The sequence below is a fragment of the Campylobacter concisus genome, assembly GCF_002165775.1.
GTDB classification, from domain to species: Bacteria; Campylobacterota; Campylobacteria; order Campylobacterales; family Campylobacteraceae; genus Campylobacter_A; species Campylobacter_A concisus_E.
In genome coordinates this window covers 263,041-278,842 of the sequence record NZ_NDYP01000002.1, presented here as the reverse complement: position 1 = coordinate 278,842, position 15,802 = coordinate 263,041, and the positions used below count along the sequence as shown (strand labels likewise).

At 34.2% G+C, this 15,802-nt stretch carries 16 protein-coding genes and 1 tRNA gene; 6 read left to right on the top strand and 11 right to left on the bottom strand.

The genetic code is table 11. From position 1 onward, the window contains the following. Positions 1–6 precede the first annotated feature (6 nt). The gene (locus tag B9N66_RS02410) at positions 7–753 is read right to left on the bottom strand and encodes a hypothetical protein (protein WP_087579738.1); all 747 of its coding nucleotides are present in this window, start codon (positions 751–753) and stop codon (positions 7–9) included. A gap of 103 nt (positions 754–856) precedes the next feature. Here B9N66_RS02410 and B9N66_RS02405 point away from each other — a divergent pair, with 103 nt between their 5' ends. From B9N66_RS02405 to B9N66_RS02390, 4 genes are read left to right on the top strand one after another with little or no spacing between them, the layout of a single operon-like run. After that, positions 857–1,675: an SIR2 family NAD-dependent protein deacylase gene (locus tag B9N66_RS02405; RefSeq protein WP_087579737.1), complete on the top strand. Its 819-nt coding sequence runs from the start codon at positions 857–859 to the stop codon at positions 1,673–1,675. A 53-nt stretch (positions 1,676–1,728) separates the two neighbouring features. Continuing rightward, on the top strand, positions 1,729–2,646 hold the full coding sequence (locus tag B9N66_RS02400; protein ID WP_087579736.1) for a helix-turn-helix transcriptional regulator: 918 nt from the start codon (positions 1,729–1,731) through the stop codon (positions 2,644–2,646). Between the two features lie 59 nt (positions 2,647–2,705). Next, positions 2,706–3,023, top strand: coding sequence for a hypothetical protein (locus tag B9N66_RS02395; protein ID WP_087579735.1), 318 nt, complete (start codon positions 2,706–2,708; stop codon positions 3,021–3,023). Beyond that, the gene (locus tag B9N66_RS02390; protein ID WP_087579734.1) at positions 3,016–3,591 is read left to right on the top strand and encodes a metallophosphoesterase family protein; all 576 of its coding nucleotides are present in this window, start codon (positions 3,016–3,018) and stop codon (positions 3,589–3,591) included. The genes B9N66_RS02395 and B9N66_RS02390 overlap by 8 nt, the downstream gene beginning before the upstream one ends. On the opposite strand, the gene B9N66_RS02385 is transcribed toward B9N66_RS02390, so the two are convergent. Next, positions 3,573–3,905, bottom strand: coding sequence for a hypothetical protein (locus B9N66_RS02385; protein ID WP_087579733.1), 333 nt, complete (start codon positions 3,903–3,905; stop codon positions 3,573–3,575). The genes B9N66_RS02390 and B9N66_RS02385 overlap by 19 nt on opposite strands. 128 nt (positions 3,906–4,033) lie before the next feature. Between B9N66_RS02385 and B9N66_RS02380 the strand changes: the two genes are divergently transcribed. Continuing rightward, the gene (locus tag B9N66_RS02380; RefSeq protein ID WP_087579732.1) at positions 4,034–4,324 is read left to right on the top strand and encodes a hypothetical protein; all 291 of its coding nucleotides are present in this window, start codon (positions 4,034–4,036) and stop codon (positions 4,322–4,324) included. Positions 4,325–4,352: 28 nt separating this feature from the next. Here the strand turns inward: B9N66_RS02380 and B9N66_RS02375 are convergent, their stop codons facing one another. The 5 genes from B9N66_RS02375 to B9N66_RS02355 all read right to left on the bottom strand — a co-directional run bounded on the left by B9N66_RS02375 (position 4,353) and on the right by B9N66_RS02355 (position 11,958). Then, positions 4,353–6,101: a DUF262 domain-containing protein gene (locus B9N66_RS02375; RefSeq protein ID WP_087579731.1), complete on the bottom strand. Its 1,749-nt coding sequence runs from the start codon at positions 6,099–6,101 to the stop codon at positions 4,353–4,355. 153 nt (positions 6,102–6,254) lie between these two features. Next, positions 6,255–7,463, bottom strand: coding sequence for a PDDEXK-like family protein (locus B9N66_RS02370; RefSeq protein ID WP_087579730.1), 1,209 nt, complete (start codon positions 7,461–7,463; stop codon positions 6,255–6,257). Positions 7,464–7,519: 56 nt separating this feature from the next. Beyond that, the gene (locus B9N66_RS02365; RefSeq protein WP_087579729.1) at positions 7,520–8,998 is read right to left on the bottom strand and encodes a DUF2779 domain-containing protein; all 1,479 of its coding nucleotides are present in this window, start codon (positions 8,996–8,998) and stop codon (positions 7,520–7,522) included. Then, positions 8,985–10,661: a DUF262 domain-containing protein gene (locus B9N66_RS02360; RefSeq protein ID WP_087579728.1), complete on the bottom strand. Its 1,677-nt coding sequence runs from the start codon at positions 10,659–10,661 to the stop codon at positions 8,985–8,987. Before B9N66_RS02360 ends, B9N66_RS02365 begins: the two co-directional genes overlap by 14 nt. Continuing rightward, complete coding sequence (locus tag B9N66_RS02355) at positions 10,642–11,958, bottom strand: DUF262 domain-containing protein (protein ID WP_087579727.1); 1,317 nt, start codon at positions 11,956–11,958, stop codon at positions 10,642–10,644. Before B9N66_RS02355 ends, B9N66_RS02360 begins: the two co-directional genes overlap by 20 nt. A gap of 134 nt (positions 11,959–12,092) precedes the next feature. Between B9N66_RS02355 and B9N66_RS02350 the strand changes: the two genes are divergently transcribed. Next, positions 12,093–13,115 carry a hypothetical protein gene (locus B9N66_RS02350; RefSeq protein ID WP_087579726.1) on the top strand — a complete coding sequence of 341 codons (1,023 nt, stop codon included), beginning with the start codon at positions 12,093–12,095 and terminating at the stop codon, positions 13,113–13,115. A gap of 106 nt (positions 13,116–13,221) precedes the next feature. Here B9N66_RS02350 and B9N66_RS02345 read toward each other — a convergent pair whose 3' ends face one another. From B9N66_RS02345 to B9N66_RS02330, 4 genes are all read right to left on the bottom strand, one after another. After that, entirely contained in the window at positions 13,222–14,772 is a 1,551-nt protein-coding gene (locus B9N66_RS02345) for a relaxase/mobilization nuclease domain-containing protein (protein WP_087579725.1), read from the bottom strand. Between the two features lie 2 nt (positions 14,773–14,774). Next, complete coding sequence (locus B9N66_RS02340) at positions 14,775–15,092, bottom strand: plasmid mobilization protein (protein WP_087579724.1); 318 nt, start codon at positions 15,090–15,092, stop codon at positions 14,775–14,777. Continuing rightward, a complete protein-coding gene (locus B9N66_RS02335; RefSeq protein ID WP_035145040.1) occupies positions 15,092–15,346 on the bottom strand; it encodes a helix-turn-helix transcriptional regulator in 255 nt (84 codons plus the stop codon). Before B9N66_RS02335 ends, B9N66_RS02340 begins: the two co-directional genes overlap by 1 nt. A 326-nt stretch (positions 15,347–15,672) precedes the next feature. Next, positions 15,673–15,747, bottom strand: a tRNA-Asn gene (locus tag B9N66_RS02330). Between the last annotated feature and the right edge of the window lie 55 nt (positions 15,748–15,802).

Below are 15,802 nucleotides of genomic sequence, written 5' to 3'. Positions count from 1 at the left end.
CCTTAATTATTTCTCTATATCTGGCTCCATGCTTGTATCAAATTTAGTGTTCCAAATTTCTGGGTCTGGCACGTCTTTTATTTCTTCTTCGCTATACCCAATAGCCTTCAGTCTTTCATTCCAAGTCTTTCTAATACCTTCAGCAATAGGCTTAAATTCTTCTGGTGAAAATTCATCGGTTTTTGCATTATTACACCAGTAGCAAGCCATGCAACAATTCTTTTTGCTATACTCCAAATTTGGTAGCATTCTATCTATCTCTAGCGTATATCCGCGTGTATCGCTTCTTTTGTTATTTAGCTTGCCATTTTTGCCAAGCTCTTCGATCTGGGCTAGGCTTATACCGCAATATGAGCAATATGAGCAAGTTGTTTTGCCTTTTGTCATATTTTCAAATTCTTTTAGAGGAAAAATCTTTTCAAATTTTTCTTTATACTTATCTTTTAATGGCTTTAGTTCGTTTCTTAATAGCTCTTTTATTTTAGTTTTTGATGGTATATTTTTACAAATATTATCTACATAGGCATTTTTGCCGTTAAATGATATCTCCCTTTTCTCTTTAAGCTTGGTTTGATAGTAGGTATTACTGTATAAATTTGCCAAATCGTTAGTGATTTTAAATTTTTCGATTTCATCAATGTAATTTGCTATATTCTCGGTCTTAATGACTTCTTTATAAAATGATTTCCAAAATAGAAATAACTGAATTCTGGTTGCCAAGCTATCAATTAGCTTATCGTTGTATGATGCCATCTTCTTCTCCAATAAAATTTTAACTATTTTACCAAAAGAGAGCGGACACAAAAATGTCTAGTCTTATCACTACAATTACTCAAATTTCTTTAAAAGGATCAAAATGCAAGAGAAGATAGATAGGATCAAAAAAATCATATTAGAGGCCGATGCTCTCATCATCACAGCAGGTGCTGGCATGGGCGTGGATAGTGGATTGCCTGATTTTAGAGGAGATGTGGGATTTTGGAGGGCATATCCACTTTTAAGGGACAAAAATTTAAGCTTTGAAGATATGGCAAATCCGCAGTGGTTTTTAGATGATCCAAAGCTAGCATGGGCATTTTATGGTCACAGGCTAAATTTATACAAAAACACAGAGCCTCATGAGGGCTTTAGGCTGCTTTTAGATCTTGTAAAAAGCAAAAACGAAAACTACTTCGTCTACACTTCAAACGTCGATGGACACTTTGCTAAGGCTGGCTTTAGCGAAGAGAAAATTTACGAGTGTCACGGCTCTATCCACTACTCTCAATGTATCCACAAGCGTGATGGCACTATATGGCAGACTTGTAGCGACATCAAAGTAGATGAAGAGAAATTTATCGCTTTAGATATGCCAGTTTGCCCAGAGTGTGGCTGTGTGAGCCGCCCAAATATCGTGATGTTTTACGACTGGATGGTAAATACAAGGCGCATAAACGAGCAGTATAGAAGATATGAAGCGTGGCTAGAGCAAAACAAAGATAGCCGCTTTGTGATCATAGAGCTAGGTGCTGGGCTTGCGGTGCCGACTATTAGAAATTTTGGTGAGAAATTTGTAAAACGCTCCAAAAAAGCAACTCTTATCCGCATAAACCCACGAGATAACTACATCTCGCAGTATTTCGGCATAAGTTTAAAATGTGGCGCGCTAGATGGCCTTAGGCAGATATTATGCTAGAAAAGACACCCTCTAGTCCTAATTTGGATATAATCCCCAAACTAGGAGAGCAAATGAAACCCATCATAACCAAACAAGAAAACAGCAAATTTGAACGCATAAATTTTATAGCCCTAAAGCTAAGAGAGAGACCGCACACGATAAAAGAGCTAACAGCTATTCTTGGAGTGACCTCAAAGACCATCCAGCGCGACCTTTACGACACGCTAAGAGAGTATGGTGCCGTCAAAAAGGGGCACTACTGGAGCCTAAACGACGAGGATGCGAGCGACGGACTAGACGGCGATGATAGAGTGGTGCTAAATATCCTTGATAACGTGGCAAAAAACATGGGCTCAAATTTTTATAGTAAGGCTCACGTGCTTTTAGAGCAAATTTCTCAGCAGCTAAACCACCCGATACTTACAAATATAAACAACGAAAAGCTAAGCGAGGAGGATCTTGTAAATTTTCAAGCGCTTGAGGATGCCATAAGAGAAAAAGCGGAGATAACATGCACGTATAACGGCTTTGAGTTTCTTGTAAAACCTCTAAAGCTGGCACTTTTTGAGGGATTTTGGTATCTGCTCTTGCTTGATAGCAAAAAGGGCAATAAATTTAAGAAATTTCACCTAAAGAGCATAAAAGATATAAAGCATAGCGGGGATAAATTTGAACTAAGTGGCGAGCTAGATGAGCGCGTAAAGGCGATGAACTCGGCATGGGCAAATTTAGAAGCCCCAAAAATAGCAAGGCTACTGCTGGCACCAGAAGTGGCAAAATACTTCGAGCGAAAACCGCACGCAAAGCAGCGCATAACTGGTCAAGATAGCGACGGCTCAGTCGAGATCGAGATAGAATTTACCCACATAATGGAGATAAAACCGCTCATATATTATTACCTGCCATTTATCAAGGTGCTTGAGCCAAAAGAGCTAGCTAATAAAATAAGAGATGAAGTAGGAAGTTATTTTAAGGAAATAGATATTTAACAAGACAAGATACGTCCAAATTCTAAGCTAAAATATCTAAAATTTTTAAAGGAGCGATGATGGACGCTATTATAGACTTGCACGATATAATGGAAATAATGTCTTATGATGGTAAGATAGATGGCTTTGTCGGGACTTTTAAAATATCTAAACTTAGCAACACAATAAATCAAAGATTAAAAAGCGTGATTTCAAAAGCTAACGCAATACTTATGCATGTTGAGATGAATGAGAACTTATCATTTGCCAGCATTGAAGAAATTACTAGTAAACTTTTTGAGCTTGAGCTAGATTTTATATTTATGACTAGCACAGATAACAATCTAGATATGGATACAGTTAGATTTAGAATATTGGCAACCGGTATAAATGAATAATCTAAAACTTTTTCACGCTAGCGATCTGCACTTTAATGCTGGCTATTTTGACTATATTTTAGCCTTTCAAGACAAATTTGAAATTTTTTGTTTTAGCGGTGATTTTCTATACAAAGATAGCGCGCACGAAAAAGAGCAAATTACATTGTGGCTAAAAAGCTTTAAAAAGCCAGTGTTTGTATGTTCTGGAAATCACGATACGCCAGCATCTTGGTTAAATTCCATAAGTACCATATACTCTGATGGCACAATAAAAACTATCAATGGTGTTAAATTTGGCTGCGTGCCTTACTTGTGTGATGATCTGCTTGAATTTGCAGAGTGTGATATCTTACTGACCCACGTTCCGCCGGCAAAGACAAATACGAGCATCAGTAAAAATGACAAGGATCACGGAGATATGGAGCTTACAAGGCTTATAAAAAATAATCTTTTAAAGACAAAGATCATACTTTGTGGGCATATCCACGAACCAAAATCTCACATAGACGTTTTAAACGGAGTTAAAATTTACAACTCAGCAAGTAGTGGTGCAAAAGAGCCATTTTATCAAGTGATAGAGCTGTAGCTATCTATCATTTTAGCCACCTCTTGATGTTCATATGGCGTCATTTTTGTATTTAAAATTTGCAAGCATATCTCTTTTATAAATTCGCTCTCACATCCAAAGTCGTTTTTTAGATTTTGCAGTATAAATTTAGCCTCAGTAACGACATTATACGCATTATTTAGTGCCTTGACGGCTTGCCTGTAGAAATCTTTTGACATCTCAGTGTTGCTATATTTCATAAAATTTGCATTATTTACATAGTCATAGCTTGACTTAGCCTGCGCCAAAAAAGAAAACTCATCATACTCTTGCCAAAGTTCTTGATCGCTCATTTTTACTCCTATGTTTTTATTATAAATAAAAATATGGACAAAATTTGTCTATAAAATATCCAAAAAGCAGACATTTTTCTGTCTTTAACTCTTGCTAATATCCTCTTAAATTTTTTAGGAGGTAAAAAATGGTTTGCACCAAAGAAGAAAAAGAGCTTTTGGTAGCTTTTGATCAAAAGCTTCTTGAGATACAGCGCGAGATGACGGCAGAGTATCTGCGTCTTAAAAAGCTTTTCAAGGCATATCTTGACCGTGATAAAGATATGATAGACATTGTCTGCGAGGTTAGTTTTTATATGAAAGACTACGAGGAGGAAATTCTCTCTATTGAGTTACAGGACTTTTACTTTGAAGATGATGATCTTAGTGGTATAGAGCTATGCTATGTAAAATATTTAAGCCCAAAGATCAGAGCTTAAATTTATTTATACAACTATAAAGTATACCCTATAGCAACTCTCGTAATTTGTTTATCATTAGCTTTTTACGTTTTTCATAAAAATCATCAAAGTTATCTAAAGATAAATCAACATCAGGTATTAAATGATCCATTAAAAATTTACTCTTGTCTTTATTTATACATTCGCTTTCAACCCACTCCTCAAGACTCTTATCGTTTTTAGCCATATTTTCGTTTGCATCTAGCAACTGTAAATTAGGGAGAGTATCATACATGGAAAAGCCATAGTATTCTTTTTTATTTTTCTCCATCAATTTTTTATACTCTTTGTATTTACTTTCTGGATGCAAGTGGTCCTTGTGAAAGTTATTCTTTGTGTCTAAATTTGGATATAAGATAGATAAGATGGCAAAGGCCTCTGGACTATTTTTTCTATATAGCATCAAATCTTGCAAAAAGTCATCATCGAAAGTATTGCTATATTTATAAGACTTTTCAATACCCTCTAGCGGAAATTCATCAATGTTTTCGTCAAAAAATACTTTACCGTCAAAATCCTTTTTAAATACTTTTCTCGTTGCGGTTAAAACGCTATCTGCACTTCCTCCAAACGGCTTAAACAGCGTAGCCCTTAGTAAGTATTTTTTTATAACTTCCCTAGTTTGCTTTTGCCCAGTACTGTGAACTATAGAACTGGCCAAATTTTTATGATAGACATAATAAAGTACTGGTAAAATTGCATTATTTGAACTCATTGTTTGAGCATTAAACCCAAAATTTTCAAGCAGATTATAAACGCCATGAAAGGCCATTTTTATGTTATCCCATTGCTGTTCGATATTTTCTATAAATCCGTTATTGAAACTACCTATGTCAAATTTTATATTTTCGTGATATAAATACAAAAACGCTTTTAGTACTAAATCCTTCGAGATATTAAAGCCTTTAGAGTTATTTATAAAATCAACAAGTTCATTTATCTCATTTCTAGCATTTTTTTGTTTCCAGTTAGCGATAGCATAGCTAAATAAGATATCAGAATAGCTAAGGTGTGTCCCGCCCGAGTTAATACGAATAAATATGTTTACTGCTTTTTCTGGATTTTGATCATCTTCTTGATAGAAACTGATGATATCTTCAGAAAAAATTCTTTTTTCAAAAAGCGCTAAATTTCTAGTTTCTTTATTAGATAACTCAAATTTTCCTTGTATTTCCATAGCCTTTACTTCATCATTACTATGAGGATATATATCCTTACATTTAAACCATTTTTGTCCAAATTTATCCGTATAAATCGTTTTACTGCCAGTTTCATTTTTTTCCAGCCATAAAAATTCGTATTCTACGTTATCATCTTTAGGCTCTTGACTTGCAGTTAGGTTAAAGTAGAATTCACAAATTTTAAATTTATCATCTGTATTTTCCCATTTTTTATACGGCCTATGTGTATGGTATTCGCCACAAAGTGCTAAATATAGCGAAGTTAGTCTTTGTTGTCCATCTAGTATAGCTGAAAATTCACCTATGCTCTTAGTAGGCTTATATTCGTTATGAGTATGGAACCACTCTCTAAAGTATCTTAAAAAGCTGTAAAATTTCCTTTGTTCTGCACTTTCGCTTCTAACTTTCCAAAAAAGCATAGAGCTAATAGGATAACCTCGCATAATAGAATCAAATAGCCTTTCTACTTGCTCTCCAGACCAAACATACTCCCTTTGAAATTCAGGAATAAGATATTTATCTGACCCAATTTCTCGTATCGCATCCGCTATTGTTATTTGTTGAAATCCAGCCATATTTACTCCATTTTAAAATTTGGCTACTATTATAGCCGTTTTTATATTTCATTTATAATTATTAAAAATAAGAATGCCAGCACCTGCTGTGATGACTATGGCGTCTGCGTTTTTGATGATCTCTTTTGCTTGAAGTATTGTGTCGTGCATGACTTATGCCTCGATTAATTTAGCGATTTCATCAGCTAGTGGCTCTAGTTCGTCTTTCATCTTTATTAGTTCGTCCACTAGCTCATCTTCGCTATATTTATAAAAAACTATCTCTCTCAAAAACTGATCTTTTTTTAGCCATTTCCATCTGGCAAATCTTGTACCTATATTCCATTCGCTAGAAATTTTAACTTGTATGCTATCAACGTATGCCTTATTTATTCTATCTGTATCATAAGCAAGTCCGATATATGGATATAAAAAATTTTTACTATCAAATTCTAAAACAAATGCCAATAAATAGCCATTATCCCAACTTCTTTTAAAAATATATATAGGTGTAAAATATCTACTAGCATCAGCCTCTTCTATTTCTACGCACCATTCTTGTGATAATCTTTTTTCGAGTTCAATCTTTACATTTGACATAAATTCATTAAGTCTATTTGCATTGGCCATATCAAAGTATTTACTTCTTATTTCATCGACTAGATCATAGTTCTCAAGTATTATCTCGCTTATTTTTTTCTCATCCATCTGCACTCCTTTATATTTTCCATAAATTTTTTCAATTACGTTTTTGTATTGCGATATCACGGCGGCTAAATTTGCCAAATTTCCAGCCTCATCAAGACATAAGCCAAGCCACGCCATTATCTCTTTGTCGTATGAAATCGCCTTAAATTTAGCCACTTCATCACCGTTTTTTTCTAAAATTTTACCGTCTTCGATTTTGAGCCCACTCAAACTATAGCCGCTAGGCTCTCGCCCTTGCTTAGACAAGAATAGTACGTAAATTTCAGCTTCGCCGTCGTTTTTATTTTGGATAGCTTCTATATATCTTTTTATTTTAGCTTCTTGATCGCCGGCATTTATTTTATTTTCTAAAATAATATGCTTCGCGCCGTCAGTTATATAGATATCTATGTTTTCGTATTCTTTGTAGGCTTTTGCACTTTGCGGGTCTAGCCCAAAATCTTCTAGCCTGCATGCTTTTATAAAAAGCTCTAAAAATAACTCTTTTTGATAATGTGACGAATTTGGATCAAGTAGTGAATAGATAAAGCGTGAGTGTAATCGCACCTCATCGTTTATATCAAGAAGTGCTAAAAATAAGTTATAGTCGTTATTGCCGCGTAGCTTTTTGATCTCTAGCTTGTCATTTAGGACTTTGATTTGCTTTAGCATAGATTCAAATTTTTCTATATCCATATTTTTCTCCTTTAATTTTTAAAGCATTATATTCAGCAAAGCAGACACTTTTTTGTCTATTTTGCCACTTCGCGCAGTTTTTCTAAAACTTTAACCATCGCCAGAGTATCTAGCTTGCAGTATGCTAAAAGTGCCTTTTTATAGGCATCGCGCTCCTTGGCTGGCATATACGCCATAGCCTCATAGGCCTGCATCGCCTCGCCACCATGGTGGATCAAATTTAGATCATTATACGCCGACTCAAATTCTGGCACGAGTGCTGGCAAGACGTACTTTATAGAGTAGCTACCTTGCATTTTTGGGTGGTAGTAACTTTTGCTAGCAAATGGCGTCATCAGGTCTTTTATGTTGTCGTGGATGGCCATAAGCTCATTTGAGATTTGCGGATAAATTTCAGCAAGACGTCTTATAACTCTTTTTTCAAAGCTCATATTATAGGCTAGCACGCAGGCATCTTGCGGGATAAATTTGATCAAATTTAGCGCCAGCTCATATCTAGGATCAGCCCCGACCTCGGCCAAGAACTCAAAATGCTCTAAATTTCCCTTGCCATCATCCTTGTGAATAGAAAACTGAAAAGGTATCTGCTCATACGGACTAAGACCCACAAACTCTGGCACTGCTTGCTGAAATGTCTCAAAGTCAAGGTGATATAGCGGATAGTTAAGTGTCTCTAGAAATTCTTTGATAGCCTCTTTGTCTATGACCTGCTCCTTGGATAGTTCGGAGCGGATTTGGATCTGCTGAGAGGTGTTAAATTTATCTAGCTCTTTTATGTCTTCAAATTTAACTATGCCACTTTTATAAAGCTCAAATTTCTTTTTACTTCTTAAGCCACTAATATCAAAAATACTATACTCTGGTATGCCTCGCTGCTCGCGCCAGCAGTACTCCCAAGCATCGCAAGGATATGGGTTTGAGCACTGAACTCCGATATCAATCTCTGGTTCAACGTCTTTGCTAAGAATTTCATCAAATTTACTTAAAATTCGAGGGATATCTGCTTGTTTTTGCCTTACTTGCTCAGTCACGTCTTCGGTATGAAAAAACTTCTCAAGCTCAAGCTTCTCGCCTCTTACGTAGCTGCTATCTATGTGGATGATATTTACGACACTCACCTTGTAGCCAAGCGAGCTAATGACGTAGTACTGGATGCTTGCATCATCGATATAGACCTCTTTTACCGAGGTTGAGCTCTTTACCTCATTAATGATAAGCCCGTCCCTACCGATACGAAGGATATCAACCATAACAAGGATGCCATCAAAGCAAAAAGTGGCCTCGTAGATGACCTTTGCGCCGCGCCCCATAAGTTCCTTGGTCTTTGCCATTTGCGAGCCAAAGTCGCCAGTGTATTCTATCCTCTCGCCACCACTAAAAAGCTCACAGGCTAGCTCGCCTACCGATGTGCCAGTGTCAAACACAGCCTGCGCGCCATCATCTGGAGCTTGCAAGACTTCTGGCTTTTTCTTTTTAAGCCACAAGCTCTTTTCACACTGAAGACCGCGAATGTAGAGGGATTTAGATAGTGCCATTGTATATGCCCTGAAAAAGAATTTGTTTCATTTTTATGCCAAGGTCTTTTATTCTTTCAATGTTATAGCCTTGTTGAAGTGTGTAAAATATCAACATTTTTATACTTGAGTTTGGATTTTCTTTTATCCTTTTTAGCTTCTCTCCAAAATTATAATCGCTTAAACTAGAATTAAAATCTTTTCTTATTAAGGCCAAATTTCCAAAATCATCTAGTGCTTTGTTATTTTCTTGTAAATTTGTTGCCCACATATGCTCTACCGTGTCTTGGGATTTGATTAGGTATTCGTCTCTATTAAATTTAGGAAATACCGTTTTTATATTGTTTGCACAAATACCACAAACATTTAAATCTTCAAAATCTTGCCAAAGTAGATACTCTAGCCTATAGAACCAATAGTGTGGTATCGCTGTCCCATTATCCAAAAAACTTGAGTCTATTTTTTCAAGCATTTGTGTTTCTATGTTTTCGTTTTTATAAATTTTTTCTATAACGTTATTTATTGTTTCTACTATTTTACGAGATCCGTTATTTCTTAGAGCACTTTTTACCAGTTCGTTGTCTAATTGCTCAAGAAATTTAGTAACTTTTTTTGCATTTTCCTCATTATACTCTCCTAGCGAGCTTTTATCTAAAAAGGCTAGTAGTGCAGCAATAAATTCTGGCTTATCATATTCACTGGTATAGTAAAACATCCTTTGTAAATTTAGTAGCTTTTTGTCTTTCATATCGTCATCTCTATAGACAAATCCATCGAATTTATTACGCATATCTTCTAGGAACTTAATAAATTCAGAGTATATATTGGCTTGTTCTTTAAAAACCTTATCAAATTCACCTAAAAGTTTATCTTTGTTTATGATAATGTCTATTTTGAGTTCTTTTTTAGCAACAAAGACCTTTAAAGCTAGAAGTAAAAATACCGGGAATTTTACCAAGCTCTTTGCATCAGAATTTGTTTTAGTTTGTGCTCTTTGCTCTTCTTTGTAGATTTTATTTAAAAGCACATTTATAGTTTCTAGCTCCCCGCATTGTGTATATTTATTGTTGTTTTTTACTTGATCCTTATACTTTTCATCCATATTTGAGATCATATCCCATTTTCTTGCTATGCCTACATAGTTGTCTTTGATATTACTTAAAAATCTAGCCTTTAAAACTTGATGATTTTCAAGCTGGATGCTTTTTGTATTAACTAGTTCAAAATACTCAGTAGCTTTGATATTTTCTGGGATAATAGTCATTGTAAAAATAGCTGAATTTAGTTTTTCTTTAAAAGAAATTTCACATAAAGTCTTATTATTTTTTACAAAATTAATAGCCTCTAAAATTTGCTGGTTAATATATCTATATTCGTTGATATCAAAGTTTTTTAGTTTTTCGCCGTCACCACTGTCTATTTCATAATCTAGCTCAAACGGTTTTTCTCTTAGAGCCATAAAAATAATATAAATTGTAGTTAGCCTCTGCTGTCCATCTATAATTATAAATTTATCATCATTTTTTTTAAATACGATATTGCCAAGATAGTGTTTGCTTCTAGCATTTATGTCATTTATTAACTTTTCAATATCTTGTTTTTCCCAAGAATATGCCCTTTGGTAAAAAGGTATTTCAAATTTTAGCTTTTTTAAACTGCCGATATTATTTTTTCTTGCTTCCATCTTCTTTTCCTTTCAATTTTATAATACCAAACGAGCGACTTTTTATATAATTTTCTGTATATTTATCCTTATTTTTTAATTTTTTTAATTTTTCAGGCGAGATATATACTGTATCAACATTAGATTTTAACTCTTTTTCTATCTTTATTTTTAAAGTTTCTAATACACTTGATGTGTCTATGAGCTGCAGGAGTCGGTTGGTCAAATTTGATAGCATGTAGTTATTCGGATCAATCCTATCATGTTTACAAACTACTATTAAGACATTGAAAAGTACTAAATCTGAAATTTCATCCAATGCTTCAGTACCGAATTTATCAGCTACACACAGTAAAACCACGTGGCAAGCATGATTTAGGTAACTACATCCTGTAAAATCTCCATTAAAAAATATAAAACTACTTTCAATATATTTTAAGATATCGCAATACTTAAAAACGTATTCAAAAAAATTTGCGCCACCAAGCACATCATCTACTATCGATATATTGCTTTTGTAAATTTTTATTTTTTCATCGAAATGGTTTTTAAATTCTTGAAAAATAGAATAATTTATCCTATACCACTCTTCATCTGCTCCATAATAACCAAATACTATATGTGGATAATATGCATTAGTTTTTATATTCCTTATGGTTAGTGCAGTTCGTAGTGTGCGAAATATCAAATTCTCCCTCAAAAACCAAGAGGTATTAACCCCGCATAAAGAGTACTCATTCCATTTTTTAGTGTAGTGAAGCATTAATTGCTTTGATTTTGTCTCGTCCATAAACATTAGGTGGTGATTTTTGAGTAGATCTGTTTCGCTAAGGGCTCTGCCGCTAGTATTGTGCGTATCAAAATATAAAAATGCTTCGTCTAAGTCTTCAGTTTTTACGAACGTAAATTTAACCTTTTCTTTTATATATTCTACGAGTCTTTCTTTATCTTTTGTATCAGCCAATTCTAATTTTAAAAGCTCAAAATTTCTTTTCAAAGCCTTATGTGATAAGATATTTAGCTTATTATCTAAAAAAGGTACATTATTATCGCCTAGAGCTTTTAAAATAAGGGCCAGCGTAGTTATTCGCTGTTGTCCATCAACTATATTTATGGCGTCTGCTTCTACATGCAATATAATATGTCCTAATAAAATCTCATCAGAGACTCCATTCTCAAATGACCTTTTAATGCTTGAAAATAGCCCCAAGGCTAGATCCTCACTCCACACATATGGGCGCTGATAGTCTGGAATTTGATATTTTTGACAACTTAGCATATCGCCAGCACTTAAAATATAGTTTGTTTCATTTTCCATTACATTCCTCCTTTATCTACTCTATATCGTCAAAAAGATCTTTATTTTAACGTCCTTTTGTGAGATCATAGCAGCATAACAGGAATAAAATTTGTCCATTTTTTACTTTAAAATTCATCCCAAAAGGAGTGGCGATGAAGAAGATCAAACGGATAAAAGAGCTATTTGAGGCAGGTAAAGAGAAGCAAGCAAAGGATATGCTAGGTCACTTACTAAATGACTCGACAAATCAATGCTTTGTATGCACAAGATGGATATACCGCACGATGTGTGGTAGGCTTGAAAACGGCATAGCTGGCGCAGCTGCTATATTTAAGCTCATGCAAAAGAACAAAAGCGCTGAGTTATTTGGGCAAGTGTATGAACTAGAGGATGATCTTTTCTCACATATAGGCTTTCACAAATGGGCTCGCGAAAGTTTCAAAAAACTCATAAAAGCCGCCACAACAAAAGAGGAATTTTTCGTCGTTGCCAATGAGGCAGAAAAATATATCAAAAATGAGATAAAACCGCTCTCATACTACAAAGAGATCGCGGATCAAATTTCAAAAAGCGAAGTAGTGAAGATAATCCCGCTAAAAAGCAAATGCTACTTCGTAAAACTCGAACATAAACTACATAGCTACGCTATAAGAGCTTCTATGAGAAGCTGGCAAACTTACGTCATCTGCAAAAATGCAAAAATAGAATTTGAGTGGTTTTTAAGACCTGATGCCGAGTTTGACACTTATAATGGCTGTAGCGTAGAAGAAAATATATGTTTAGATAAGATATCAGACGAATTTGGGCTTTGGGATAGCGAGATCTACTTCGAAAAAGATACGCTAATATGCATAAAAATAGCAGAAATTTTTTATAAAAATGGAGTTATCGACAAGGCAAAGATAATGCTGTTTCAGGCTTTAGGAGTGGCTTATTATAAAGGTGTATTTATAAAAAATGTCATAGCAACTTTAAAAAGTGCGGCACAAAATTTTAGCAGTGATAGAAATTTTATAAGAGAGATACTAATACGCGTGATAAGCTTTAGATATGAGCATCTTGAGCGAAAGGAGCTAAGGCTAGCGTTAAAAGAGCTTCAGTGCTTTGACTACTGGGCTGAAGATATATACTATGAAAAAGAGTATAGTGATTTTGATCCGCTTGATTATTGTTAGAGTGGGGCTTACAAAAGGTGAAATTCATAAATATATAGATGAACTAATCATTGCACTTATATTAGCAAGATATATTGGGAGATAAAATTTATATTTAATCTCCCAATCAAAAATCAAACCCCATACCACCAATATCTCTCTTTTTTGGCACATCTACATCGATCTTAACATCTTTTTGCGCATGACTTAATGCATACCTTCTAGCGACTTCTTCAAATTCTCTAGTTGCATCATGTAATTCTCTTGAAAAAATGTCTGATTCTCGGATTCTTTCTGCAAGTTTGTTAGCTGCAGTTGCAAGTTTGATAACTCTTGATATAAGGAATTTATATTGTTTGTTGATTCTATCTCTATACTGACTAATTTCTCTTTTAATGTCTCGAATTCCATCAATAGTTGTCCTAATAACATTACCATATCTTGCTCCCATTTCTCTTTTTCTTCTAATTGTGTCAATAATGTTTGCTCTAGTAGAGTCATTATCAAAAATCCTTTCGTTAAAAATAGTGTGTTTATGATTTGTTGCTCGCCATTTGTATTTTGTTTTATCTATACCATCATTGGCTGATTTATTTGCATTAGTTAGGGCTTTTGTAAATATAGGCTCCATATGTATATCGAAATTAGCACTAATGCAATAACCGATATCCATGATATGATTTCGAAAAATTTTGCATCGCTTCTGCACTCTGTTAACCTGGACTTCAAGCCATTTATTTCGCTCTTGTATTTGTTTGTCAAGTCCTCTTTTGAGTCTTGCAAGCTCTTGATCTCGTTTTGACAAGCTTTGTTTAAATTTAACAATTCTAAATTCTCTTGGTTCTTTTGTTTCAAGCTGTCTTGCAAATATAAAACTTTGTCTTGAAGCTCCAACATTTGTTTGCGTATCTGCTCTACCTCTAAATTCTGCTGCTCTCGCTTCAGTTTTATTTCGGAGTTGCTCCATGCTTTTAATATTTCTAAATTCTTCACTAAACATATCCCCCTTGAATCTTCTAGCTTTTTTAGTGCCAGGTAATTTGACCGATATGTAGTCTTTGCTAATTCTAGTTATCTCTATCCTGCTATCATTTAAAGCTTTTAAAATGTCATCTCTACAAGTAAATTCTTGATTTATAAATTTTTCGGTCAGTATTTTTTCTAGCTCAATATATTCTTTAATGATACCAATCTCTTTTCTTGAGCCTTGAAGCATATGGGCTTTTGCGGGATCTTTTGGATCGCTAAAGCTGAATTTGAAATTTGTAAGGTTTTGCCAAGCGTCTATTAAAGCTCTATCTTTTTTGTCATAATATGGATTAAAAGCCATTCCGCTTTCTAAATCAACTTTTGGTATGGCAAAATTTAACTCAAGCCGACCTTTATCGATATGTTGAACCCAAAGGATATTAAATCTCTCTTTGTATCTTCCGAGTAGCAGTGTTTCAAATTCATCTATAATCTTTTGTTTGGTATCCAAATCAATGTCAGCCTCTTCAAAGCTCAAACAACCCATACAAAGTTTTTGTTTTTTGGTCATATTGGATACTATCTGCCTAGTAATCACTTCGCTACCTTTTAAAACAAACGCTGTATTGTCTTTTGCCCGATGATTTAAAAGATAGTTGATACCCGCAACACCACCGCCGTTTTTAGTTTTAAAGAATTTTACTAACATGCTTAACTTCCTAAATTTTGCTTTTGCAGCATTAAGTCGTCTAATTTTTTATTGACATCAATTATTTGTTTTAAAACAACACCATCTATGACTTTATCTATATTTACATGCTTTGCAATTTGGTTTATGTTATTGCCTATTTTTGCCACCTGAATTATCATTGCCTTATCAAATTTATGAATAGGTGGTTTAGCGTTTATTAAAACGTGTCTTATATAGGTTGACTTATTTAGCCCAGATATTGAAGCATTTAGATTCACTTGATTAAATTCATTATCATCAAGTCTTATAGTGAGTCTATTTCTCTTATTTTGCTTCATCATAAAACCTTTTGCCTTTGATTTGTTAAAAACTCAGCTATTGAAAGTAAGGGAAAAACTATCCTTGAATTTTTAGCATCACCTATTTTTATATATCTAGGTAAATTCCTGCCATCTTTGATACGTAAGTCTAATGTTGAAAGCCCAATTCCAATCGCCTTGGCTGTTTGCTTCCGATCTAGAGCTTGCACAGATGGAAACTGTCTTTCTAGACTTTGTAGTACTGTATTTAAAAACTCATTACTATCGAGCATAAAAATCCTTTTTGCTTTTACTATTAATTATACTAATTGAGGTATTTTTTCATTACAGAATGAGATATTTTTAGAAATTCTTTATAAAATATAGCTCTTTAGAGTAGCTTAGAGCGAATTAGAGTAAAAATATTTTATATTTTTGCCTACAACTCTTTAAAAACAAAAAATAATATACATAAAAACACATTAGAGCAAAATAGAAAATTTTAAAATATTAAATAAAACTGAGGGGAAATAAAGGGGAAAAATACAAAAAATAAGAAAACTTAAAGTTCTTAAAACATCGTTAAAATCTGGGTTTTAAAAGAATTTTTGAAGATAAATGGCTCCGGATGCTGGGTTCGAACCAGCGACCAAGTGATTAACAGTCACCTACTCTACCGCTGAGCTAATCCGGAACACTTGAAAAGAGCTCGTATTATAGACGAAAAGATATGTTTTGTCAATAAATTT

Excerpts from the sequence above, each read along its gene's own strand:
- B9N66_RS02410 (WP_087579738.1), bottom strand. The coding sequence starts at position 753 with ATGGCATCATACAACGATAAGCTAATTGATAGCTTGGCAACCAGAATT.
- B9N66_RS02405 (WP_087579737.1), top strand. The coding sequence starts at position 857 with ATGCAAGAGAAGATAGATAGGATCAAAAAAATCATATTAGAGGCCGAT.
- B9N66_RS02400 (WP_087579736.1), top strand. The coding sequence starts at position 1,729 with ATGAAACCCATCATAACCAAACAAGAAAACAGCAAATTTGAACGCATA.
- B9N66_RS02395 (WP_087579735.1), top strand. The coding sequence starts at position 2,706 with ATGGACGCTATTATAGACTTGCACGATATAATGGAAATAATGTCTTAT.
- B9N66_RS02390 (WP_087579734.1), top strand. The coding sequence starts at position 3,016 with ATGAATAATCTAAAACTTTTTCACGCTAGCGATCTGCACTTTAATGCT.
- B9N66_RS02385 (WP_087579733.1), bottom strand. The coding sequence starts at position 3,905 with ATGAGCGATCAAGAACTTTGGCAAGAGTATGATGAGTTTTCTTTTTTG.
- B9N66_RS02380 (WP_087579732.1), top strand. The coding sequence starts at position 4,034 with ATGGTTTGCACCAAAGAAGAAAAAGAGCTTTTGGTAGCTTTTGATCAA.
- B9N66_RS02375 (WP_087579731.1), bottom strand. The coding sequence starts at position 6,101 with ATGGCTGGATTTCAACAAATAACAATAGCGGATGCGATACGAGAAATT.
- B9N66_RS02370 (WP_087579730.1), bottom strand. The coding sequence starts at position 7,463 with ATGGATATAGAAAAATTTGAATCTATGCTAAAGCAAATCAAAGTCCTA.
- B9N66_RS02365 (WP_087579729.1), bottom strand. The coding sequence starts at position 8,998 with ATGGCACTATCTAAATCCCTCTACATTCGCGGTCTTCAGTGTGAAAAG.
- B9N66_RS02360 (WP_087579728.1), bottom strand. The coding sequence starts at position 10,661 with ATGGAAGCAAGAAAAAATAATATCGGCAGTTTAAAAAAGCTAAAATTT.
- B9N66_RS02355 (WP_087579727.1), bottom strand. The coding sequence starts at position 11,958 with ATGGAAAATGAAACAAACTATATTTTAAGTGCTGGCGATATGCTAAGT.
- B9N66_RS02350 (WP_087579726.1), top strand. The coding sequence starts at position 12,093 with ATGAAGAAGATCAAACGGATAAAAGAGCTATTTGAGGCAGGTAAAGAG.
- B9N66_RS02345 (WP_087579725.1), bottom strand. The coding sequence starts at position 14,772 with ATGTTAGTAAAATTCTTTAAAACTAAAAACGGCGGTGGTGTTGCGGGT.
- B9N66_RS02340 (WP_087579724.1), bottom strand. The coding sequence starts at position 15,092 with ATGAAGCAAAATAAGAGAAATAGACTCACTATAAGACTTGATGATAAT.
- B9N66_RS02335 (WP_035145040.1), bottom strand. The coding sequence starts at position 15,346 with ATGCTCGATAGTAATGAGTTTTTAAATACAGTACTACAAAGTCTAGAA.